Source organism: Micromonospora sp. A202 (assembly GCF_006715105.1).
Taxonomy (GTDB): domain Bacteria; phylum Actinomycetota; class Actinomycetes; order Mycobacteriales; family Micromonosporaceae; genus Micromonospora; species Micromonospora zamorensis.
Genome location: NZ_VFMP01000001.1, coordinates 6,117,337 through 6,136,252, shown reverse-complemented (window position 1 = coordinate 6,136,252; position 18,916 = coordinate 6,117,337). Strand labels below are relative to the sequence as shown.

The 18,916-nt window shown below is 71.8% G+C and carries 22 protein-coding genes; 10 read left to right on the top strand and 12 right to left on the bottom strand.

The window, feature by feature from the left end; all coding sequences use genetic code 11:
* The first annotated feature begins 6 nt into the window (after positions 1–6).
* Entirely contained in the window at positions 7–834 is an 828-nt protein-coding gene (locus FBZ33_RS28425) for a 3-keto-5-aminohexanoate cleavage protein (RefSeq protein WP_141911361.1), read from the top strand.
* A gap of 94 nt (positions 835–928) precedes the next feature.
* Positions 929–1,888 carry an asparaginase gene (locus FBZ33_RS28420; protein ID WP_141911360.1) on the top strand — a complete coding sequence of 320 codons (960 nt, stop codon included), beginning with the start codon at positions 929–931 and terminating at the stop codon, positions 1,886–1,888.
* A gap of 7 nt (positions 1,889–1,895) precedes the next feature.
* Here FBZ33_RS28420 and FBZ33_RS28415 read toward each other — a convergent pair whose 3' ends face one another.
* Positions 1,896–2,693 (bottom strand): alpha/beta fold hydrolase, encoded by a 798-nt coding sequence (locus FBZ33_RS28415; protein ID WP_185755429.1) that lies wholly within the window; start codon positions 2,691–2,693, stop codon positions 1,896–1,898.
* A gap of 112 nt (positions 2,694–2,805) precedes the next feature.
* Between FBZ33_RS28415 and FBZ33_RS28410 the strand changes: the two genes are divergently transcribed.
* The 6 genes from FBZ33_RS28410 (at position 2,806) to FBZ33_RS28385 (ending at position 7,144) form a co-directional block, all read left to right on the top strand.
* Complete coding sequence (locus FBZ33_RS28410; protein WP_141911357.1) at positions 2,806–3,438, top strand: helix-turn-helix domain-containing protein; 633 nt, start codon at positions 2,806–2,808, stop codon at positions 3,436–3,438.
* Positions 3,435–4,154, top strand: coding sequence for a hypothetical protein (locus tag FBZ33_RS28405; RefSeq protein WP_141911355.1), 720 nt, complete (start codon positions 3,435–3,437; stop codon positions 4,152–4,154). Before FBZ33_RS28410 ends, FBZ33_RS28405 begins: the two co-directional genes overlap by 4 nt.
* A 71-nt stretch (positions 4,155–4,225) precedes the next feature.
* Positions 4,226–4,540 (top strand): DUF2516 family protein, encoded by a 315-nt coding sequence (locus tag FBZ33_RS28400; RefSeq protein ID WP_088950380.1) that lies wholly within the window; start codon positions 4,226–4,228, stop codon positions 4,538–4,540.
* Positions 4,537–5,424: an alpha/beta fold hydrolase gene (locus FBZ33_RS28395; protein WP_141911354.1), complete on the top strand. Its 888-nt coding sequence runs from the start codon at positions 4,537–4,539 to the stop codon at positions 5,422–5,424. Before FBZ33_RS28400 ends, FBZ33_RS28395 begins: the two co-directional genes overlap by 4 nt.
* Before the next feature lie 11 nt (positions 5,425–5,435).
* Positions 5,436–6,173 (top strand): alanyl-tRNA editing protein, encoded by a 738-nt coding sequence (locus tag FBZ33_RS28390; RefSeq protein WP_141911352.1) that lies wholly within the window; start codon positions 5,436–5,438, stop codon positions 6,171–6,173.
* A 56-nt stretch (positions 6,174–6,229) separates the two neighbouring features.
* A complete protein-coding gene (locus FBZ33_RS28385) occupies positions 6,230–7,144 on the top strand; it encodes an SDR family oxidoreductase (RefSeq protein ID WP_141911350.1) in 915 nt (304 codons plus the stop codon).
* On the opposite strand, the gene FBZ33_RS28380 is transcribed toward FBZ33_RS28385, so the two are convergent.
* Genes FBZ33_RS28380 through FBZ33_RS28360 form a run of 5 tightly spaced genes read right to left on the bottom strand, consistent with a single transcriptional unit; the run spans position 7,135 to position 11,701 of the window.
* A complete protein-coding gene (locus FBZ33_RS28380; RefSeq protein ID WP_141911348.1) occupies positions 7,135–8,103 on the bottom strand; it encodes a YafY family protein in 969 nt (322 codons plus the stop codon). The genes FBZ33_RS28385 and FBZ33_RS28380 overlap by 10 nt on opposite strands.
* A gap of 24 nt (positions 8,104–8,127) precedes the next feature.
* The gene (locus FBZ33_RS28375) at positions 8,128–8,769 is read right to left on the bottom strand and encodes a response regulator transcription factor (RefSeq protein WP_141911347.1); all 642 of its coding nucleotides are present in this window, start codon (positions 8,767–8,769) and stop codon (positions 8,128–8,130) included.
* Complete coding sequence (locus tag FBZ33_RS28370; RefSeq protein ID WP_185755428.1) at positions 8,766–10,034, bottom strand: sensor histidine kinase; 1,269 nt, start codon at positions 10,032–10,034, stop codon at positions 8,766–8,768. Before FBZ33_RS28370 ends, FBZ33_RS28375 begins: the two co-directional genes overlap by 4 nt.
* A gap of 11 nt (positions 10,035–10,045) precedes the next feature.
* On the bottom strand, positions 10,046–10,780 hold the full coding sequence (locus FBZ33_RS28365; protein WP_141911344.1) for an ABC transporter permease: 735 nt from the start codon (positions 10,778–10,780) through the stop codon (positions 10,046–10,048).
* A gap of 12 nt (positions 10,781–10,792) precedes the next feature.
* Positions 10,793–11,701 carry an ABC transporter ATP-binding protein gene (locus tag FBZ33_RS28360; RefSeq protein WP_141911342.1) on the bottom strand — a complete coding sequence of 303 codons (909 nt, stop codon included), beginning with the start codon at positions 11,699–11,701 and terminating at the stop codon, positions 10,793–10,795.
* Positions 11,702–11,900: 199 nt separating this feature from the next.
* On the opposite strand from FBZ33_RS28360, the gene FBZ33_RS28355 reads away from it, so the two are divergent.
* Both FBZ33_RS28355 and FBZ33_RS28350 read left to right on the top strand, forming a co-directional pair.
* Complete coding sequence (locus FBZ33_RS28355; protein WP_099848883.1) at positions 11,901–12,692, top strand: EI24 domain-containing protein; 792 nt, start codon at positions 11,901–11,903, stop codon at positions 12,690–12,692.
* 1 nt (position 12,693) lies between these two features.
* A complete protein-coding gene (locus tag FBZ33_RS28350; protein WP_141911340.1) occupies positions 12,694–13,209 on the top strand; it encodes an O-acetyl-ADP-ribose deacetylase in 516 nt (171 codons plus the stop codon).
* A gap of 23 nt (positions 13,210–13,232) precedes the next feature.
* On the opposite strand, the gene FBZ33_RS28345 is transcribed toward FBZ33_RS28350, so the two are convergent.
* The 6 genes from FBZ33_RS28345 to FBZ33_RS28320 all read right to left on the bottom strand — a co-directional run bounded on the left by FBZ33_RS28345 (position 13,233) and on the right by FBZ33_RS28320 (position 18,873).
* A complete protein-coding gene (locus FBZ33_RS28345; RefSeq protein WP_141911339.1) occupies positions 13,233–14,129 on the bottom strand; it encodes a GNAT family N-acetyltransferase in 897 nt (298 codons plus the stop codon).
* Position 14,130: 1 nt separating this feature from the next.
* Complete coding sequence (locus FBZ33_RS28340; protein ID WP_141911337.1) at positions 14,131–14,544, bottom strand: RidA family protein; 414 nt, start codon at positions 14,542–14,544, stop codon at positions 14,131–14,133.
* A gap of 81 nt (positions 14,545–14,625) precedes the next feature.
* Positions 14,626–15,633: a LacI family DNA-binding transcriptional regulator gene (locus tag FBZ33_RS28335; RefSeq protein ID WP_088950365.1), complete on the bottom strand. Its 1,008-nt coding sequence runs from the start codon at positions 15,631–15,633 to the stop codon at positions 14,626–14,628.
* A 20-nt stretch (positions 15,634–15,653) separates the two neighbouring features.
* Positions 15,654–17,057 carry a GH1 family beta-glucosidase gene (locus FBZ33_RS28330; RefSeq protein WP_141911336.1) on the bottom strand — a complete coding sequence of 468 codons (1,404 nt, stop codon included), beginning with the start codon at positions 17,055–17,057 and terminating at the stop codon, positions 15,654–15,656.
* Positions 17,054–17,887: a carbohydrate ABC transporter permease gene (locus FBZ33_RS28325; protein WP_088950363.1), complete on the bottom strand. Its 834-nt coding sequence runs from the start codon at positions 17,885–17,887 to the stop codon at positions 17,054–17,056. The genes FBZ33_RS28330 and FBZ33_RS28325 overlap by 4 nt, the downstream gene beginning before the upstream one ends.
* Positions 17,884–18,873, bottom strand: a complete 990-nt coding sequence (locus FBZ33_RS28320) for a carbohydrate ABC transporter permease (protein ID WP_088950362.1) — start codon at positions 18,871–18,873, stop codon at positions 17,884–17,886. Before FBZ33_RS28320 ends, FBZ33_RS28325 begins: the two co-directional genes overlap by 4 nt.
* Positions 18,874–18,916 lie beyond the last annotated feature (43 nt).

Sequence of the window (18,916 nt, the reverse complement as noted above, 5' to 3'; positions counted from 1 at the left end):
GCCGGCATGACAACAGGGACGTTGATCACGGTGGCCCCGACCGGCGCTGAGTCGGCCAAGGCAGAGGTGCCGGCGCTGCCGGTGACCCTCGAAGAGTTGCTGCTCACCGCCAAGGAGTGCGAGGCGCTCGGCGCTGCCGTGATCCACGTCCACATCCGCGACGACGAGGCGCGGCCGAGCCTCGACCCGGTGCGCCTGGCCGACACGGTGGCGGCGCTGCGGGAGAGCACGGACCTGATCGTGCAGCTCTCCTCCGGCGGCGCGGTGACCGATCCGGAGGCCGCTCGGCTGGCCGTCCTCGACGCCAGGCCGGACATGGCCTCGTGCACGATGGGCACCGTCAACTTCGGCGACGACGTCTTCCTCAACCGCTGGGAGTTCATCGTCGACCTGCACACCCGGATGCAGGAACGCGGGATCGTGCCGGAGTACGAGATCTTCGACCTCGGCCACCTGTCCGCGTTGCAGCGGTTGCTCGGCAGGTACGGCCTGCCGGCCGGCGGGCACGTGCACGTCGACTTCGTGATGGGCGTGCCGGGCGGTATGCCGGGCACCACCGAGACGCTGGTCGCGGCGCACCGGATGCTGCGGGACCTGCCCGAGGGCACCACGTTCTCGGCCACCGGGGTCGGCCGCAGCACGATTCCGGTGCTGCTGGCCTCCCTGTCGACCGGCGGGCACCTGCGGGTCGGTATGGAGGACACAGTGACGTACGCCAAGGGCCGTCCGGTGGAGTCCAACATGCAACTGGTCGCCCGCGCTGTGGGTTTCGCCCAGCTCGCTCAACGCCCGCCGCTGACCACCACCGAGGCTCGCGAGCTGCTCGGTCTGTAAGGCCGGGCCGGTCCCACACTCCTGTCACCCGAGCGGAGGACCACCTGGTCACCCCGCCGACGGGCACCCTGGCACCGTCGGTACCGTCCAGCGCGTGACGAAGACGTACGAGGGTGGCGCTCCACTCGCCGAGGTGGTCCGTTCCGGGTTCGTGGAGGGGGCGCACCGAGGTTCGGTGGTGGTGCTGGACGCCGCCGGTGCGGCGGTGGCGTCCGCCGGGGACGTGACGTCGCCGATCTTCCCCCGCTCGGCCAGCAAGCCGATGCAGGCGATCGGGATGCTGCGTGCCGGCCTGCCGTTGACCGACCCGGCCGACGTGGCGCTGGTCTCGGCGAGTCACGCCGGTGAGGACTTCCACCTGGCCCGGGTCGGTGCGTTGCTCCAGCGGGCCGGGTTGGACGCCTCGGCCCTGCACTGCCCGCCCGACCTGCCGGTGGGCATGGCCGCCCGGGAGGCCGTGCTGCGCGCCGGGGGCGGCCCGAACCGGGTGCAGATGAACTGCTCCGGCAAGCACAGCGGGATGCTGCTGACCTGCGAGGCCGCCGGTTGGCCGCTGGATGGTTACTGGCGGCCGGAGCACCCGTTGCAGCAGCGGTTGCGGGCGGCCATCGAGGAGTTCACCGGCGAGCAGGCGGCGGCGGTGGGCGTGGACGGTTGCGGCGCCCCGGTGCTCGCGGTGTCGCTGACCGGCCTGGCCGGGGCGTTCCTCCGGCTGGTCGACGCCGAGCCCGGCTCGGTGCCGCGTACGGTGGCCGACGCGATGCGCGCGTACCCGGAGATCGTCGGTGGCACCCAGGCCGACGACACCCGGTTGATGCGCGGCGTTCCGGGTCTGCTGGCCAAGGTCGGTGCCGAGGGCGTGATCGCGGTGGCCCTGCCGGGTGTCGGCGCCGTCGCACTGAAGATCGACGACGGCGCCGACCGGGCCCGGATGCCGGTGCTGGTCTCCGCGCTGCGCCGGCTCGGTGTGGACGCCCCGGTGCTGACCGAGTACGCCGAGGTGCCGCTCTTCGGCGGCGGTGTCCCGGTCGGCGCGGTCCGCCCGCTCTGGTGACTGTCGTCTAGCGCAGGAAGTCGAGCAGTGCGGCGTTGACCGGCTCCGGACGCTCCAGCGGCAACAGGTGTGCGGCGTCCGGCACGTCCGGCAGCCGTACCGCGCCGGGGACCTCGGCGGCGATCCGGTCGGCGAGCCGGCTGATGTCCGGTACGTCGGCGGCGCCGGCGGTGACCAGGACGGGCACCGTCAGCTCGCTGAGGCGACCGATCGCCGGCGGCGTCAGCTCTCCCACCTCGACCGCACCGAGCGCCAACTCGGCGGCGAGCGCACGCTGGTCCATCTCCTGCGCGAACGCGAGGAGCGCGGGGTCGACGTCCTGCGGCTGGCGGCCCGGGCCGACCACCCAGAACCGCACCTCACCGGCAGCGCCGGCGACGAAGTCGTCGGGGTCGACCTCGCCGACCAGGTCGTCCCAGAGGTCGTTCGCCTCCTCGGACCACTCGTTGCCGGAGACCGCCGTGTCGAACAGCGCAAGCGCGCTCACCCGGTCGGGGTGGGCCAGTGCGGTGTCGATGGCGACCGCCCCGCCGAAGGAGCAGCCGACCAGGGCGGCACGGGGCAGGTCGAGCGCGTCCAGCAGCCCGGCCACGTCGTCGTGGTGCGCGAACGGGGTCGGCGGCAGCTCCGAGTCCCCGTAGCCGCGCAGGTCCGGGACGATCACCCGGTGGCGGGCGGCGAGCGCGGGAAGCTGCCCTCGCCACATCCGCCGGTCGGCGATGCCCGCGTGCAGCAGTACGACTGGCGAACCGGTGCCCGCCTCGTCGTACGCGATGCTTGCTCCATTGACTGTGATCTTGTGCACGGACGGACCGTACGGAATCGGGGGAGCGGGGCGCAACCGGCAGCTGAGACCTTGCTAACTGTGGCTAGCGTTTTGCTTGCAGGAGCTAGCGCGGCCGGTTAACGTCGCGGTCATGGCCACACCGAAGGACCTTCCCGACGTCGGCGGGTTCATCCGCGATCTTCGGCGGAACGCCAAGATCTCGCTCCGTCAGCTTGCCGAGCAGGCGGGGGTCAGCAACCCGTACCTCAGTCAGATCGAGCGCGGCCTGCGCAAGCCCAGCGCCGAGGTGCTTCAGCAACTGGCGAGCGCGCTGCGGGTCTCCACCCCGGCGATGTACCTGCGCGCCGGGCTGCTCGACGACAAGGAAGGCCACGGCGTGCTCGCGGCCATCGCCGTGGATGCCGACCTGACGATGGCCCAGAAGCAGTCACTCACCCAGATCTACGAGACGTTCCGCCGGGAGAACACCCGGCTGGCCGACGCCCAGGCCCCCGCCGAGGGCAGCGGCACCGGGTCCACTGGCGGCACGGCCGGGGCGACCACCCCGACCGATGTCGGCGATCAGCCCGCCGACGTGGCCAATCTGGCCGCCACCGGCCCCACCACCGCAGGCGGCACCCCGACCGAGGCCGTACTCGAGTCGGTCGCCGTCACCGAGGCGGGCACCGCACCCGCCCCGGGCAGCACCAACACCCCCGAGAAGAAGGCCGCCGGTCCGGCGGTCCGCGAGGCCGCCACGGCGGCCGAAGAGGAGACGTCATGAGCGAGCCGAAGACCAACCGCATCCCCGCCCCGATCTACGCCGCCGCTGGCGCCGGTGAGCTGGCCATCGAGCAGTTGCGCAAGCTGCCGGCCGTTGTCGGCGTCCTCAGCACCCGGGTCGTCGCCGACCTGGGCGGTCGGGCCGTGCTGACCGGTTACGAGCTGCGCCAGAAGGCCACCGAGACCCTGCGTACCGCCAACGAGACCGCCGGCACGCTGCGCGAGCGGGCGCAGGCCGAACTGGACCTGGCCAAGCTGCGCGACTCGGCCGAGCTGGCCAAGCTGCGCGAGGCCGCCGACCTGGCGAAGCTGCGCGAGGTCACCGACCTCGACAAGCTGCGCGCTGCCGCGACCCGCAACGCCATCATGGTGTACGCGGGCGCCCAGGCCGCCCAGGAGCGGGCCTTCGCCGCGTACGGTGCGCTGGTCGCCCGGGGTGAGCGCGTCGTCGGCGCCGGTGTGCTGGAGGCCGCCGAGACGGTCAACGCCGACATCGAGGCCACCGAGGGAGTGCCGGCGACCACCGCCGCCACCCCGGCTCCCGCCGCCACGGCCCCGGCCGAGGTGCCGACCCCGGCCGACGTGGCCGAGATCGCCGAGGCCAAGCCGGCCGCCGTCAAGAAGGCGGCCCGTGCACCGAAGGCCGCCAAGCCGGCCGCGACCCCGTCGGCGAAGCTGCCCCGGGCCACCAAGCGGACCCGCCCGGCGGCCGAGTAGTTCGCCATGTCGACGACCCCGGCGGCGTCCTTGTCGGACGTAGCCGGGGTCCTCGACATAAGCTTGCCGGCATGGCCAACGCCGCGCCGATCTTCGCGTTCGAAGTCCGCTACGTGATCGAGCTGATCCTGCTCGTCTTCGCGTTGATCGTCCAGGGCGTCGCCCTGGTCCACGCGATCACCCAGCGCTCCGACGCCTTCCCCGCCATCGGGACACTTCCCAAGGGTGGCTGGATCGCCATCCTGGCGGTCTGTCTCGTGCTGACCCTCCTCGGCTTCGGGCCGATCAGCCTCTTCGGACTGATCGGCATCGCCGCCGGTCTCATCTACCTGCTCGACGTTCGGGTCGGCCTTCGCGACCTCAGCGACGGCAAAGGGTTCTGGTGAGAGGTTTCCGCTGGCCACCCCCGCCGGACAGCGGCCCCCGCACCTGGGGGCCCGGTCCGGGTGGGCCGCGTACCGGCCGCCCAGCGCTGCCGGAGCCGGACACCGACCTGGTCGCCACCCCACACGGCGTACGGCTGGAGCGGCTGGTCACCGGCACCGGTGACCCGGTGACCGTGTTCGCGCACGGGCTGGGCAACGGAATCGCCACCACCCGCCCGTTCGGCAGTGGGGTGACCGGCCGCAAGGTGTTCTTCCAGTTCCGTGGGCATGGCCGTTCCGAGGCCCCGGACGGGCCGTGGAACTACCTGGACCTCGCCCGGGACCTACGGGCGATCGCGGACCTCGGCGGGGCCAGTCGGGCGTTCGGCGCGAGCCTCGGCGCCGGTGCCCTCTGCCGGCTGCTCGTGGAGAGCCCGGACCGTTTCGAGAAGCTGGTCTTCTTCCTACCCGCGGTGCTCGACCGGCCGCGTGGCCCGGTCGCGCAGGAACGCATCACGGACCTGCTGGAGGCGGTGGAGAGCGGGGACGCCTCGGCGGTCGCCGACGTCGTCACCCTGGAGCTGCCCGCTGCGGTGCGTAACACTCCCGCCGGCTGGGCGTACCTGCGGCAACGGCTCGACCAGCTGCTCCGCGACGGTCTGGCCGCCGGCCTGGCGGGCCTCGCCGAGCAGACGCCGTTGCGCGACACCACCGCCCTCGCGGCGGTGACCGCGCCAGCGCTGGTGATCGCCAACGCGGGCGACGACCTGCACCCGGTCGAGGTCGCCGAGCGACTCGCCGCCGCGCTGCCCCAGGCCACCCTGCACGTGTACGACCGGCCCGGCGTCCTCTGGTCGGAACGCGCCGACCTGCGGGACCGCATCGCCGGCTTCCTCGACGAGTAACGTGCCCTGTCATGGGCGTCACACAACATGGCCGGACGCACCGGCTCGACCTAGCTGACCCGACCCTGCGTGAGTGGACGTGCACGGTCCTGCACGCCGACGCCGAGCAGGGCATCGTGCTGGACCGCTCGGCGTTCTACCCGGGCGGCGGTGGCCAACCGCCAGACCACGGCGTGCTGCTGTGGCAGGGCGTGCAGACCCGAATCGTCGGCACCCGCAAGGGCGACGACCCGTACCTGATCCCCGCCGAGGGTGACCCGCTGCCCCCGGCCGGCACCGAGGTCGTCGGCGCGGTGGAGGACGAGCGCCGCACCCGGCTGATGCGTACCCACTCCGGGCTGCACGTGCTCTGCGGTGTGGTGTTCCGCGACTTCGGCGCGCTCGTGACAGGCAACTCGATGGAACCGGGCGAGGCCCGGATGGACTTCAACCTCCCCGAGGTCCCGCCCGACTTCAAGAGTCGGATCGAGGAGCTGGTCAACGCGGAGGTGGCCGCCGACCGCTCGGTCGCCACCCGGGTGTTGCCGCGCACCGAGGCGCTGGCCCTGCCGGACATCATCCGTACCCAGTCGAATCTCATCCCGCCGGATGAGCAGGAGGTCCGGATCGTCGACATCGTCGGCCTGGACGTGCAGGCCGACGGCGGCACCCACGTCGCGTCCACCGCCCAGATCGGCAAGGTGCAGGTCGTGAAGGTGGAGAGCAAGGGCCGCGCCAACCGCCGGGTCCGCGTCCGGTTGGTGGACTAGGTCCGGGTAACGAATTCGGACGCTGGTTGTCAGGTATCGCTGACAACCTCGCAGGTATGACACAACCGCTCGCAGGAAAGATCGCGCTCGTCGCCGGTGCCACCCGGGGCGCGGGTCGGCAGATCGCCGTCCAGCTCGGCGCCGCTGGCGCCACCGTGTACGCCACCGGTCGCAGCAGCCGCACCGGTCGCTCGGAGATGGACCGGCCGGAGACCATCGAGGAGACCGCCGAGCTGGTCACCGAGGCCGGGGGCACGGGCATCGCCGTCCAGGTCGACCACCTGGTGCCCGAGCAGGTCCGCGACCTCGTCGCCCGGATCGACGCCGAGCAGGGCCAACTCGACGTGCTGGTCAACGACATCTGGGGCGGCGACCCGCTGGTCACCTGGGACAAGCCGGTCTGGGAGCAGCCACTGGACGCGGGCTTCCGGACCCTGCGACTGGCCATCGACACCCACATCATCACCAGCCACTTCGCCCTGCCGCTGCTGATCCGCAAGCCGGGCGGGCTGCTGGTGGAGATGGGCGACGGCACCAAGGCGTACAACGACGACAACTACCGGCTCTCGGTCTTCTACGACCTGGCCAAGGTGTCGGTCAACCGGCTCGCCTTCAGCCAGGCGCATGAGCTGAAGCCGCACGGCTGCACGGCGGTGGCACTCACCCCCGGCTGGATCCGCTCCGAGGCGATGCTGGAGCACTTCGGAGTGGCCGAGGACAACTGGCGCGACGGCGCTGCCACCGACCCGAACTTCCTCATCTCGGAGACCCCGGCCTTCGTCGGCCGCGCGGTGGCGGCGCTCGCCGCCGACGAGGAGAAGGCCCGCTGGAACGGCCAGTCCGTGGACGCCGGCACACTGTCCAAGGTGTACGGATTCACCGACCTCGACGGCAGTCAGCCGGAGGGGTTCCGGTACATCGTCGAGGTGGTCGACGCGGGCAAGCCCTCGGACGTCACCGGCTACCGGTAGAGCGCCCGCAGCCGGTCGGCCGCGTCGGTGAACAACCGCCGCAGCTCGGGCGGGCCGAGGACCTCCACCTCGGGGCCGAGCCCCAGCAGTTGGTGGTAGGCGACCTCGACGGACTCGACGGGCAGTTGGCCCACCACCCAGCCCTGCCCGTCGGGTGCTCCGGCGGCGGCGACCAGCTGGTCGTACACGAAGGGGGCATCCACCAGGTGCCGGAGCTGGCGCAGACCCGCCGGGCTGAGCCGGACGGTGACCTCGGCCCGCAGCACGGTCCGCAGAAACGACCCGGCCTGCTCGCGCCAGTGCCCGGCCAGGTCGAAGCCCTCATCCCGCTCGAAGCTCTCCTCGCCCACCTCGACCCCGGTCACCCGGTCCACCCGATAGGTGCGGGTGTCGTCGTCGACGCGGCCGACCAGATACCAGACACCACTCTTGAGCACCAGCCCGTACGGCTGGACCCGCCGGGTCACCTCCCGGTCACCGCGCCGGTAGCGCAGCTCCACCACCCGGTCACGCCAGACCGCCCGGGCCAGCTCGGTCAGCCACGGCGGCGGCGCGGTCTCCCGGAACCAACCCGGCACGTCCAGATGGAACCGCTGCCCGGCACGGGCCGGGGCGTCGCGCAGGGCCGGCGGCAGGGCAGCGAGCACCTTCAACTCGGCGGCGGCGACCGCGTCGGCGAGCCCCATGTCGCCAGCGGGGCCGGGCAGCCCGGAGAGGAAGAGCGCCTCCGCCTCGTCCCGGGTCAGCCCGGTCAGTCGGGTGCGGTAACCGCCGAGCAACCGGTACCCGCCGGCGCGGCCCCGGTCGGCGTAGACCGGCACCCCGGCGGCGGACAGCGCCAACACGTCCCGGTAGACGGTCCGCTCGGAAACCTCCAGCTCCCGCGCCAGCTCACCCGCCGTCATCGACCCGCGCGCCTGCAACAACAGGAGCAGCGAGATCAGCCGGGACGCGCGCACCGGCCCATCCTGCCCGGCCCTCACTCACCGCCCGCCGGGGGTCAGCAACCCCCTGTCGTACGCGGTGGCCACCGCGGCGGCCCGGTCGTTGACCCCGAGCTTGGCGTACACGTGCAGCAGGTGCGTCTTGACGGTGGCCTCGCTGATGAACAGCCGAGCCGCCGCCTCCCGGTTGGAGGCACCACGGGCCACAAGGGTGAGCACCTCCAGCTCACGCTGGCTGAGTGGCTCCTCGACCGGTGCACGCAGCCGGCCCATCAACCGCCCGGCGACGCTCGGTGCGAGCACCGACTCGCCCCGGGCGGCGGCCCGTACCGCGCGGACCAGTTCCTCGCGGGGCGTGTCCTTGAGCAGGTAGCCGGTGGCACCGGCCTCGATGGCGGGCAGCACGTCGGCGTCCGTGTCGTACGTGGTGAGCACCAGCACCCGGGCGGTGCTGCCGGAGCGGGCCAGCCTGCCGATGGCGGTCACCCCGTTCATTCCGGGCATCCGCAGGTCCATCAGCACCACATCCGGCCGCACCGTCGCGACCAGGGCCAACGCCTCCGCGCCGTCCGCGGCCTCGCCGACCACCTCGAAGCCGGGGTCGCCGGTGAACATCCCCCGCAACCCGTCGCGCACCACCGGATGGTCGTCGACGATCAGCAGCCGTATCGGGGCGGTCAACCGGCACCTCCCGGCAGCGCGGGGACGGACGCCGAAATGGCGGTGCCGCCTCCCGGTTCGGATTCGACGGCCAACTCGCCACCCACCCGGGTCACCCGCTGCCGCATCGCGGTCAGCCCGTACCCGCCGCCCGGCTCGCGGGGCGCCGGCTGCCCGGTGACGTCGAAGCCCGTCCCGTCGTCACGGACATCGAGGGTGACCACGTCCGTCATGTACGACAGGGTCAGCCCGACCCGTGACGCGGCAGCGTGCCGGGCCACGTTGGCCAGCGCCTCCTGGGCGGCCCGGAGCAGGGTCACCTCGACCTCCGGGTGCAGGGGGCGGGGCGTACCGGTGGTGGCGACCTCGGCCCGTACCCCGTTCAGAGCCGACCAGCGCCCGCCCAGCTCGACGAGCGCGTCCGGCAGCCGGGCTGTCTCCAACGTCTCCGGGCGGACGGCCCGCACCGAGCGGCGGGCCTCGGTGAGGCTCTCCCGGGCCAGTGCGAGCGCGTTGTCGACGTGCCGCCGCCAGTCGGCGGAGCGGTCGCGGGTCTGCTCGGCCGCCTCCAGTTGGGTGATGATGCCGGTCAACCCCTGGGCCAGGGTGTCGTGGATCTCCCGCGCCATCCGCTGCCGCTCGTCCAGCACGCCGGCCTCCCGTGCCTGGGTGAGCAGTTGGGCGTGCAGCCCGGCGTTCTCCTGGACCGTCTCGGTGAGTTGACGGTTGGCCTCGCCGAGTTCGGCCATCAACCGCCGACGTTTGACGTCCTCCTGTTCGGCGATCATCGCGAACCAGCTCACCGAGCCGGCCACCAGCAGGTTGAAGAGCACCAGCACCAGCCAGAGCAGCCAGTGCGACACCACCACCGACACACCACCGCCCTGAGACGTGGCGACGAGGGTCGCCGTGGTCACCATCCCGGCGACCCGCCAACGCCCGGGCAGCACCGGAAAGGCGTGGATGTAACCGATCCAGGCGAAGAAGCCGTACCACGGACTGGCGGCCACGAGAGCGGCGGCGAACGTGAGCAGCCCGGCGTAGTAGACCGCCATCGGCCTGCGCCGACTCTGCCAGCCGGGGTGCAGGGTCACGAACCAGGCGACCCAGCATCCGGCCGCCACGGCGACAGCGAGGGTGGGTAGCGCCCCGAGATGACGGGGTGCCGGTGCGACGAGGGCCAGCAGGGTGCCCAGAGCCAGCCCGCCGTACGGGAACACGCGATAGAGGGCAGCCTCGCGCTCTCGCCAACTGGTCAGACGGTCGTGCCCACCGCTGCTGGTCATCGCATCTCCGCTCACTCCCAGCGGAACAGTTTCGCCGCGCTGGCGCCGGCCGCCACGGCGATCACCGCCATTATCGCCAGGTGCAGCGGCTGCGGCGACGTGCCGGTCCAGGCGTCGAGGAGCGCCTGCACCCCGGGCGGCGTGTAGTCGCCGATCCGCGCCACGGCGTCCGGAAGCAGGAACCGGGGCAGGTAGACCCCGCCGAAGAACATGGTGACCAGGAACAGCGGCACGGCCAGGGCCTGCGCCGCCTTCGTCGTGCGGGCCACGGCGGCGACCAGCAGGCCGAGCGCCAGCAGCGCCGCCGTGCCGAGGACGAACGCCAGGGTGAAGCCGAGCGGGTGCCGGGGGAACGGCACCCCGAACGCCAACCGGCCGACGACGATGAGCAGCAGCGCGCTGGCCAGGATCCCGGCCAGGGCCAGCACCAGTTGCGCGGCGAGCAGAGCGGCCGGATGCGCCGGAGTGGTCGCCAGCCGACGCAGCACGCCACGTTCCCGGTAGGTGGCCAGCACCGTGGGCAGCGTGTTCACCCCGACCATGGCGAGGGTGACCACCAGCAGCGACGGTGCGAAGTAGCTGACGAAGGTCTGCCCGTCGAAGATCGGATCCGGCTTGCGGAGCGAGGGGACCAACCCGAGCACCACCAGGATCACTGTGGGCAGCCCGATCGTGGTGAGCAGCGTCGGTAGGTCCCGCAGATAGAGCCGCGCCTCGATCCTCAGGATCTGACGGAAGGCGTGCATGCTTGCCCCTTTTCAGTCGACGGGCCGGTGCCCGGTCAGCTCGACGAAGGCGTCGTCGAGGGTGGACTGCTCCAGCCGCAGGTCGGCGGCGACGATCTGGTGGCGGGCGAGCACTGAGGTGACGGCGTGCAGGAGGTCACCGGTGCCGGTCACCACCACCTGGCTGCCGGTGCGCTGCACGGCGGAAACCTCGGGCAGGTCGGTGAGGAGCCGGTCGTCGACCGGGGCCGACGGCCGGAACCGGATCCGCTGCTCCGGAGCCACCGCCGACACCAGGCCCGCCGGGCTGTCCAGGGCGACGACGCGCCCCCGGTCGATCACCGCGACCCGGTCGCAGAGCCGCTCCGCTTCCTCCATGAAGTGGGTGACCAGCACGATCGTCACTCCGCTGTCCCGGACCTGTTCGATGAGACCCCAGGTGTCCCGGCGCGCCTGTGGGTCCAGCCCGGTGGTCAGCTCGTCGAGGATCGCGATCTCCGGGTTGCCGACCAGGGCCAACGCGATGGAGAGCCGCTGCTTCTGACCGCCGGAGAGCTTCTTGTACGCGGTGTTCCGCTTCTCGCCGAGGCCCAGCTTGTCGATCAGAGCGGCCGGGTCGGCCGGGTTGCGGTAGAACGAGGCGTACAGCTCCAGTGCCTCCGCCACCCGCAGCCGGTCCGGTAGTTGGCTCTCCTGGAGTTGCACCCCGACCCGCTGCCGCAGCTGCGCGGCGTCCCTGCGGGGGTCGAGCCCGAGGACCGACACCCCGCCCCCGTCGGGGACACGCAGCCCGGCGACACACTCGACGGTGGTGGTCTTGCCGGCGCCGTTCGGGCCGAGCACGCCGAAGATCTCGCCGGCCTCCACCGTGAACGACACGTCCTGGACGGCCACCAGATCGCCGTACCGCTTACTCAGGTGGGTCACCTCGATGACCGACATCGTGCCGCCCTTCCGCCGCTGGCTTCGTACCCCCTCAAGGGTTGTCGGGGTGACCCGCCGGCGAATCGACTGGTCGGCGATGATCCCCGGCGTTCCCGGTGGATCACTCCTGTCCGCCAACCGGTTGATGTGGACGCGAAGAGTCGCTGCTACGGCTCCACCCGGCGGACCGGATCATCGGTCGATAGGCTGCTCGATCGTGGATGTCAGCAGAGTCGCCAGCCCGGTCACCGGAGTCGTCGGCCGTTTCCTCGCCGGGGCGGGGCTGCTCGTGCGCGGGCTGGGTCTCTATGTCCGCAGCCCGGGGTTGATGCTGCTCGGGGTCGTGCCGGCGTTGATCTCCGGCGCGTTCTTCCTGGCCGCGCTCGCCACCCTGGTGTACTTCGTGGACGACCTCGCCGCGCTGGTCACCCCGTTCGCCGACGACTGGTCGAGCACCACCCGCAGCCTGGTCCGGGTGATCGCCGGGCTGGCCTTCCTGGGGCTCGGCGGCCTGCTCGGCGTGCTCACCTTCACCGCTGTCACCCTGGTCATCGGCGACCCGTTCTACGAGAAGATCTCCGAGCAGGTCGAGCAGCGGTACGGCGGCACGCCGGGCGCGGTGGACGTGCCCTTCTGGTCGTCGTTGCGGCGCAGCCTCGCCGACTCGGTACGACTGGTGGCGCTCACCGCGCTGGTCGGGATTCCGCTCTTCCTCGCGGGCTTCATCCCCGTGGTCGGCCAGACGGTCGTCCCGGTGATCGGCGCGGCAGTGGGCGGCTGGTTCCTCGCCGTGGAGCTGGTCGGGGCGCCGTTCTACCGGCGCGGCATGCGGCTGCCGCAACGCCGGACGATCCTGAAGGCCGACCGACCCACCGCGCTCGGCTTCGGGGTGGCCGTCTTCCTCTGCTTCCTCATCCCGCTCGGCGCAGTGTTGATCATGCCGGCGGCGGTCGCCGGCGCCACTCTGCTGGCCCGCCGATCGCTCGGCCAGTCCATCGAGAAGGACTGACATGGAGATCACCCTGGTCGAGGGGGACATCACCACCCAGCAGGTCGACGCCATCGTGAACGCCGCCAACTCGTCCCTGCTCGGTGGGGGCGGGGTCGATGGCGCCATCCACCGACGTGGCGGGCCGGCCATCCTGGCCGAGTGCCGGGCGCTGCGGGCATCCCGTTACGGCAGGGGTCTGCCCACTGGCCAGGCGGTAGCGACCACCGCGGGGGAGCTGCCGGCACGCTGGGTGATCCACACCGTCGGGCCGGTCTGGTCCGCCAGCGAAGACCGGTCGGCGCTGCTGCGCGACTGCTACGCCAACAGTCTCCGCGTGGCCGACGAGGTGGGCGCGACAACCGTGGCCTTTCCGCTGATCTCCGCCGGCATCTACGGCTGGCCGATCGACGACGCGGTCCGGCAGGCACTGACGGTGCTGCGCGCGGCCACGCCGACCGCCGTCACCGAGGCACGGCTGGTGCTCTTCGGCCCCGACACCCACGCCACCGCACGCCAGGTCCTCGACGCGACCTGACAGTGCTGGCCAGGTGGGCGCGGTCAGGTCAGGTCGGCCAGGCAGGACCACTGGGACGTGACCGGCCGGTAGCCCAGCCGGGCGTTGATCGCCAGCATCGGCGCGTTCGCCTCGTCGTTCGAGGTGTACGCGACGCGTACGCCGTTCGCGGCGGCCCGGTGCAGCGCGGCCACCTTGGCCAGCCGCGCCAGCCCTCGGCCCCGGTACGTCGGGATGCTGCCGGTGTAGTCCGACCACATCCGGTCCCCGTCCCGCTTCACCAGGCTGAACGCGACCACCTCACCACCGACCTCGGCCGCGATGCTGGACGCCTTGTCCAGCCCGAGGTTGTCCCACACGTCGTACTGCCAGCTCTCGTAGCTCTTCGCGTCGACCGGCACGTCCCCCGGTTCGTCCGCCGCCGAGGCCACGTCCGCCGTGTACAGGAGGTGCGGGTCCAGGTCGGCGATCGGAAGCAGCCGCACGCCCGGAGGCGGGTCGGGCAGCGCGGGTGCCGGATTCAGGTCGAGCGCCGAGTAGCGCACCTCCCGGCTGGGCTCGTAGCCGTGCCGCCGGGCGTACGGCAGCGCGTCGGGCTGCGCCATGGCACGCACCCGGCGGATTCCCAACGGGCGGAGGAAGTCGGTCGCGGCGGTCAGCAGGGCGGTGCCGATGCCGTGCCGCCGGTGTTCCGGGTGCACGTGCAGCAGGTTGATGCCACCGACGTCCGCCGCCGATGTGGTGCCGATGCGTTCGGCGGACACCCAACCGACCACCCGCTCGTCGACCTCGGCCACGAACGCGGTCCAGTCCTCCTCGGGCGGCGGTTCGGCGATCATCTTCCGGGTCGACTCGACACCGCGCACCAGGTACGGGTAGACAGTCGCCCGCAGGGCCACAACGGCCGGGGCGTCGTCGGGTCGCGCTACACGGATGCGCATGTCAGGCCTCCGTCCGTACGGCCGCGACGGCCTCGACCTCGACGAGCTGGTCGGTGTAGCCGAGCACGGCGACCCCGAGCAGGGTGCTGGGTGGGTCGTGGTCGCCGAAGAAGTCCCGCACCACCTCCCAGACGGTCACCAGATCCTTCTGCTGCGACGACGCCACGTAGACGGTGGTCTTGACGACGTCGGTGGGCGTGGCGCTGGCCGCCGCGAGGGCGGTCTCCAGGTTCGCCATCACCTGCCGGGCCTGCGCGGCGTGGTCGCCCGGCGCGACGGTGCGTCCCTCGGCGTCCAGCGGGCACGCCCCGGCGGTGAACACCAGCCGGGCGGGCGGCTCGACGATGGCCGCGTACGCGTACTCGGCAACGTCGGACAGGGCGGGGACGTGCAGCAACGCGACAGCATCCGGCATGCCGGCGAGGCTAGCGACGATCGCAGACCTGGGCGAACCATTAACCCCGAAGTTGCGCGGATCTTGCCGCGAGCGGCGTGGTCAGGCGGAGGCTCGTCGGATCAGCTCGGTGGGGAGCATGACCGCCTGCTCGATCTCCTCCCCGGCGGCCAGCCGGAGCAGTTGGCGGGTCATCCGGCGGCCGAGTTCCACGATCGGCTGCCGGACGGTGGTCAGCGGTGGCTCGGTGTACGCGGCCGTCTCGATGTCGTCGAAGCCGACCACCGCGACGTCGTCGGGCACCCGCCGGCCGGCTTCGCGCAGCGTCCGCAGGGCGGCGTGCGCCATCAGGTCGGAGGCGGCGAAGACGCCGTCCAGGTCGGGGTGCTCGGTGAGCAGGCGACGCATCGCCGCCGCACCGGACTCGCGGGTGAAGTCGCCGACGGCGATCAGCTCGGGCAGCCCCGCGTCGGCGACCGCGCTGCGGTAACCGCTGAGTCGCTCGATGCCGGCGACCATGTCCTGTGGGCCGGCGATGGTGGCGATCCGCCGCCGACCGATGTCGATCATGTGTCGGACGGCTGTGGTCACCCCGGCCACGTGGTCCACGTCGACGTACGGCACAGGCACGTCGCCGAGCGGCCGACCGCTGACCACCACCGGGATGCCGAGCCGCGCCAGTGTGCCGGGCAACGGGTCGGCGCCGTGCAGCGAGGCGAACAGCACCCCGTCGACGTGCCGACCGGTGGTGTACCGCTCGACCCGCTGATGCCCGGCCGGCGAACCGGCGAGCATCAGCACCAGTTGCTTGTCGGCCGCCTCCAGCTCCTGGCTGACGCCACGGATGATGCCGGGGAAGACCTGGTCGTCGGAGAAGACCCGGGTGGCCGCCTCCGGCATGACCAGGGCGATCGAGTCGGTGCGCTGGGTGACCAGGCTGCGGGCGGCCAGGTTGGGCACGTACCCCAGCTCGGCGACGGCCCGGGTGACCGCCTCCCGGATCGGCTCCGCGACGGTGGTGGAGCCGTTGACCACCCGCGACACGGTGGCGCGGGACACCCCGGCCCGCGCCGCCACCGCTTCGAGCGTCGGCCGCTGCGCCGTCGTCATCGCGCCCTTCCCCCCGCTTGTCACAGCCCGTTCCGGGAGATCACCTCCTGGTACCACCGGGCGCTGGCCTTCGGTGTGCGCCGCTGGGTCAGGTAGTCGACGTGCACGATCCCGAACCGCTTGCGGTAACCCTCCGCCCACTCGAAGTTGTCCAGCAATGACCATACGAGATAACCGCGCAGGTCCACGCCCCGGGAGATCGCCTCGTGCGCCGCGCGCAGGTGCCCGTCGAGGTAGGCGATGCGATCGGTGTCCATGACCTGCGTCGGCCCGTCGGGCGAGTCGGCGCCCGGCTTGTCAGGGAACGCCCCACCGTTCTCGGTGATCAGCAGGGGCACGCCGGGGTAGTCGGTGGCGATCCGTTCCAGCAACCGGGTCAGCCCGGCCGGCTCGATCATCCAGCCCATGTCGGTCAGTGGCCCGGTCGGTGGCACGAAGTGCACAGCGCCCTCGGTGCCCGGGTAGGCGTCGTTGCCGGCGCCGTCGGGTCGGCCGGCCACGTAACCGGGCGCGTAGTAGTTGATCCCCAGCAGGTCGATCGGTGCGGCGATCAGTTTCTCGTCACCGTCGCGGATGAACGTCGGCTCGATGATCCGCGCCACGTGCTCGCGGACGTCGTCCGGGTAGCCGCCGGCCAGCAGCGGGTCGAGGAAGATCCGGTTGTGCAGGCCGTCGACCAGGCGCACCGCGGCGGCGTCCGCCGCGCTCTCCGGGTCGGCCGGTCGCACGTCGGCCGGGTTGACGGTGATGCCGACGCTGCGCGCGCCGGCTGACCGCAGCGCCCGCGCCGCCAGGCCGTGGCCCAGCAGCAGATGGTGTACGGCGGTGAAGGCCGCTCCCGGGTCCTGCTCGCCCGGGGCGTGCACCCCGTTGCCGTAGCCGAGGTAGGCCGAGCACCACGGCTCGTTGAGCGTGGTCCACACGTCGATCCGGTCGCCGAGGCGGGCGTACACGGCGGTGGCGTAGGTGGCGAAGTGCTCGGCGGTGTCCCGGTTGGTCCAGCCACCACGGTCGCCCAGGGCCTGCGGCAGGTCCCAGTGGTAGAGGGTGACGATCGGGTCGATTCCCCGGTCGAGCAGCGCGTCGGTGAGGCGGTCGTAGAAGTCCAGCCCACGCGGGTTGGCCGGGCCGGTGCCGTCGGGCTGGATGCGGGGCCAGGCGACCGAGAAACGGTACGCCCGCAGGCCCAGCTCGGCCATCAGCGCCACGTCGTCGGCGTACCGGTGGTAGTGGTCGCAGGCGACGTCGCCGGTGTGGCCCTGGTACACCTTGCCCGGCGTACGGCTGAAGGTGTCCCAGATGGACGGACCGCGACCGTCGTCGCGGGCCGCGCCCTCGATCTGGTACGCGGCGGTGGCCGCCCCCCAGAGGAAATGGTCGGGAAAACGGAGTTCGTCGCTGTGCCTGCTGGTTCGCTCGCTCACGCCTTGACCGCACCTTCCATGATCCCGCCGATGATCTGCCGGCCGAACAACACGAAGACCAGTAGCAGGGGCAGCGTCGCGATCGCTGTCCCGGTGAACACCTGCGACATGTCCTGGTAGTAACCGTCCGACAGCGCCCGCAGGGAGAGCTGCACTGTGGGATTCGCCGGGTCGTTCAGCACAGCGTACGGCCACAGGAAGTCGTTCCAGGTGGTCATGAACGTGAGCAGGCCGAGCACGGCGGCGGCAGGGCGCAGCGCGGGCACGACGACGTGCCACCAGATCCGGGCGGTGCCGCAGCCGTCCATCCGGGCGGCCTCGATCAGCTCGTCGCTGATGGCCTGGCCGGCGTACTGCCGCATCATGAACACCCCGAACCCGGTGACCAGCACCGGGACGATCACCGCGGGCAGCCGGTCGTTCCACTGCAGCCGGGTCATCAGCAGGTAAAGCGGGATCAAGCCGAGCTGGGTCGGCACCATCATCGTCGCGATGATGACCAGCAGCAGCGCGTTGCGGCCGCGGAACCGCAGCTTGGCGAAGGCGAACCCGGCCAGGCTGGAGAAGAACACCACGGACACGGTGACCGTGGTGGCCACGATCGTCGAGTTGATCAGGCCGGTGGCGAAGTACGCGTCGGTGTTGTCGAACAGCCGGGAGATGTTCGCGCCCAGGTTGCCGCCGGGGGTGACCGGGGGTGGCAGTTGGCCCATCGCGTCGTTGGAGCGGCTGGCGACGACGATCATCCACCAGATCGGGAAGATCGACAGGCCGGCCGCGACGACCAGGGCCAGGTAGGTGAGCGGGCTGGCCCGCCAGAGCCGGCTCATCGCGCCGATCCCTTCCGTGCGTCGGGGCGCGATCCGCCGCCGAGGCGGCGCAGGATCAGCACATTGACCACCGCGACGATCGCGATGAGCGCGAAGAGCAGCCAGGCGACCGCCGAGCCGTAGCCGAAGTTGTAGTGCGGGGCGAAGGCGTTCTCGAACATGTACATGGTCAGGGTCTGCGACTCGCGCAGCGGCCCGCCGCGGATCGGGTTGGTGCCGGAGTGGAACATCCGGGGCTCGGTGAAGAGCTGCAACCCGCCGATGGTGGCGATGATGGTGCAGAAGATGATCGTCGGTTTGAGCAGTGGCACGGTGACCGACCAGAACTGCCGCGCCCGGTTGGCGCCGTCGATCGCCGCGGCCTCGTACAGGTCCCTGGGGATGGCCTGCATGGCGGCCAGCAGGATCAGCGCGTTGTAGCCGGTCCACCGCCAGTCGACCATGGCGGAGATGGCCACCCAGGAGGCGAACCGGTTGGACTTCCAGCCGATGGGGTCCATCCCGACCAGGTCGAGGAGCCAGTTGATCATGCCGAACTCACGGCCGAAGAGCACTCCGAACACGATCGCCACGGCGGCGGTGGAGGTCACGTTGGGGACGAGCACCGCCATCCGCCAGCCGGTACGGGCCCGCAGGCCCCGGTTGAGCAGATTGGCCAGCCAGAGCGCGGCGAGCAGCTGTGGGACGGTGGAGATCACGAAGATGCCCAGCGTGTTGACCAGCGCGTGCCAGAAGTCGGTGTCGGCGAGCAGCCGCGTGTAGTTCTCGGCGCCGACGAACGGGTGGTCGGTGCCGAGCAGGTCCCAGTCGTGCAGCGAGACCCAGAAGGTGTACGCCAGCGGGTAGGCCCCGAAGATCGCGAAGATCAGGAAGAACGGGGCGATGTAGAGGTACGGCGAGAACCGGGTGTCGAGCCGGCTGAAGCGACCTGTCGGACGCGGGGGTGCCGGTGCGACCGGCGGGCGGGCTTCGAGCTGGGCGGTCATGCCCGGGGACTCCTTTCGCCGTGCGGGCGGGACTCCGGGGACC

Bases quoted from the DNA above. Each gene is read 5' to 3' on its own strand.
- FBZ33_RS28340 (WP_141911337.1), bottom strand. From the start codon at position 14,544: ATGCCGGATGCTGTCGCGTTGCTGCACGTCCCCGCCCTGTCCGACGTT.
- FBZ33_RS28360 (WP_141911342.1), bottom strand. From the start codon at position 11,701: ATGTCGGTCATCGAGGTGACCCACCTGAGTAAGCGGTACGGCGATCTG.
- FBZ33_RS28400 (WP_088950380.1), top strand. From the start codon at position 4,226: ATGGCCAACGCCGCGCCGATCTTCGCGTTCGAAGTCCGCTACGTGATC.
- FBZ33_RS28325 (WP_088950363.1), bottom strand. From the start codon at position 17,887: ATGAGCCGGCTCTGGCGGGCCAGCCCGCTCACCTACCTGGCCCTGGTC.
- FBZ33_RS28335 (WP_088950365.1), bottom strand. From the start codon at position 15,633: ATGACGACGGCGCAGCGGCCGACGCTCGAAGCGGTGGCGGCGCGGGCC.
- FBZ33_RS28350 (WP_141911340.1), top strand. From the start codon at position 12,694: ATGGAGATCACCCTGGTCGAGGGGGACATCACCACCCAGCAGGTCGAC.
- FBZ33_RS28390 (WP_141911352.1), top strand. From the start codon at position 5,436: ATGGGCGTCACACAACATGGCCGGACGCACCGGCTCGACCTAGCTGAC.
- FBZ33_RS28320 (WP_088950362.1), bottom strand. From the start codon at position 18,873: ATGACCGCCCAGCTCGAAGCCCGCCCGCCGGTCGCACCGGCACCCCCG.
- FBZ33_RS28410 (WP_141911357.1), top strand. From the start codon at position 2,806: ATGGCCACACCGAAGGACCTTCCCGACGTCGGCGGGTTCATCCGCGAT.
- FBZ33_RS28365 (WP_141911344.1), bottom strand. From the start codon at position 10,780: ATGCACGCCTTCCGTCAGATCCTGAGGATCGAGGCGCGGCTCTATCTG.
- FBZ33_RS28425 (WP_141911361.1), top strand. From the start codon at position 7: ATGACAACAGGGACGTTGATCACGGTGGCCCCGACCGGCGCTGAGTCG.
- FBZ33_RS28405 (WP_141911355.1), top strand. From the start codon at position 3,435: ATGAGCGAGCCGAAGACCAACCGCATCCCCGCCCCGATCTACGCCGCC.
- FBZ33_RS28370 (WP_185755428.1), bottom strand. From the start codon at position 10,034: ATGACCAGCAGCGGTGGGCACGACCGTCTGACCAGTTGGCGAGAGCGC.
- FBZ33_RS28385 (WP_141911350.1), top strand. From the start codon at position 6,230: ATGACACAACCGCTCGCAGGAAAGATCGCGCTCGTCGCCGGTGCCACC.
- FBZ33_RS28345 (WP_141911339.1), bottom strand. From the start codon at position 14,129: ATGCGCATCCGTGTAGCGCGACCCGACGACGCCCCGGCCGTTGTGGCC.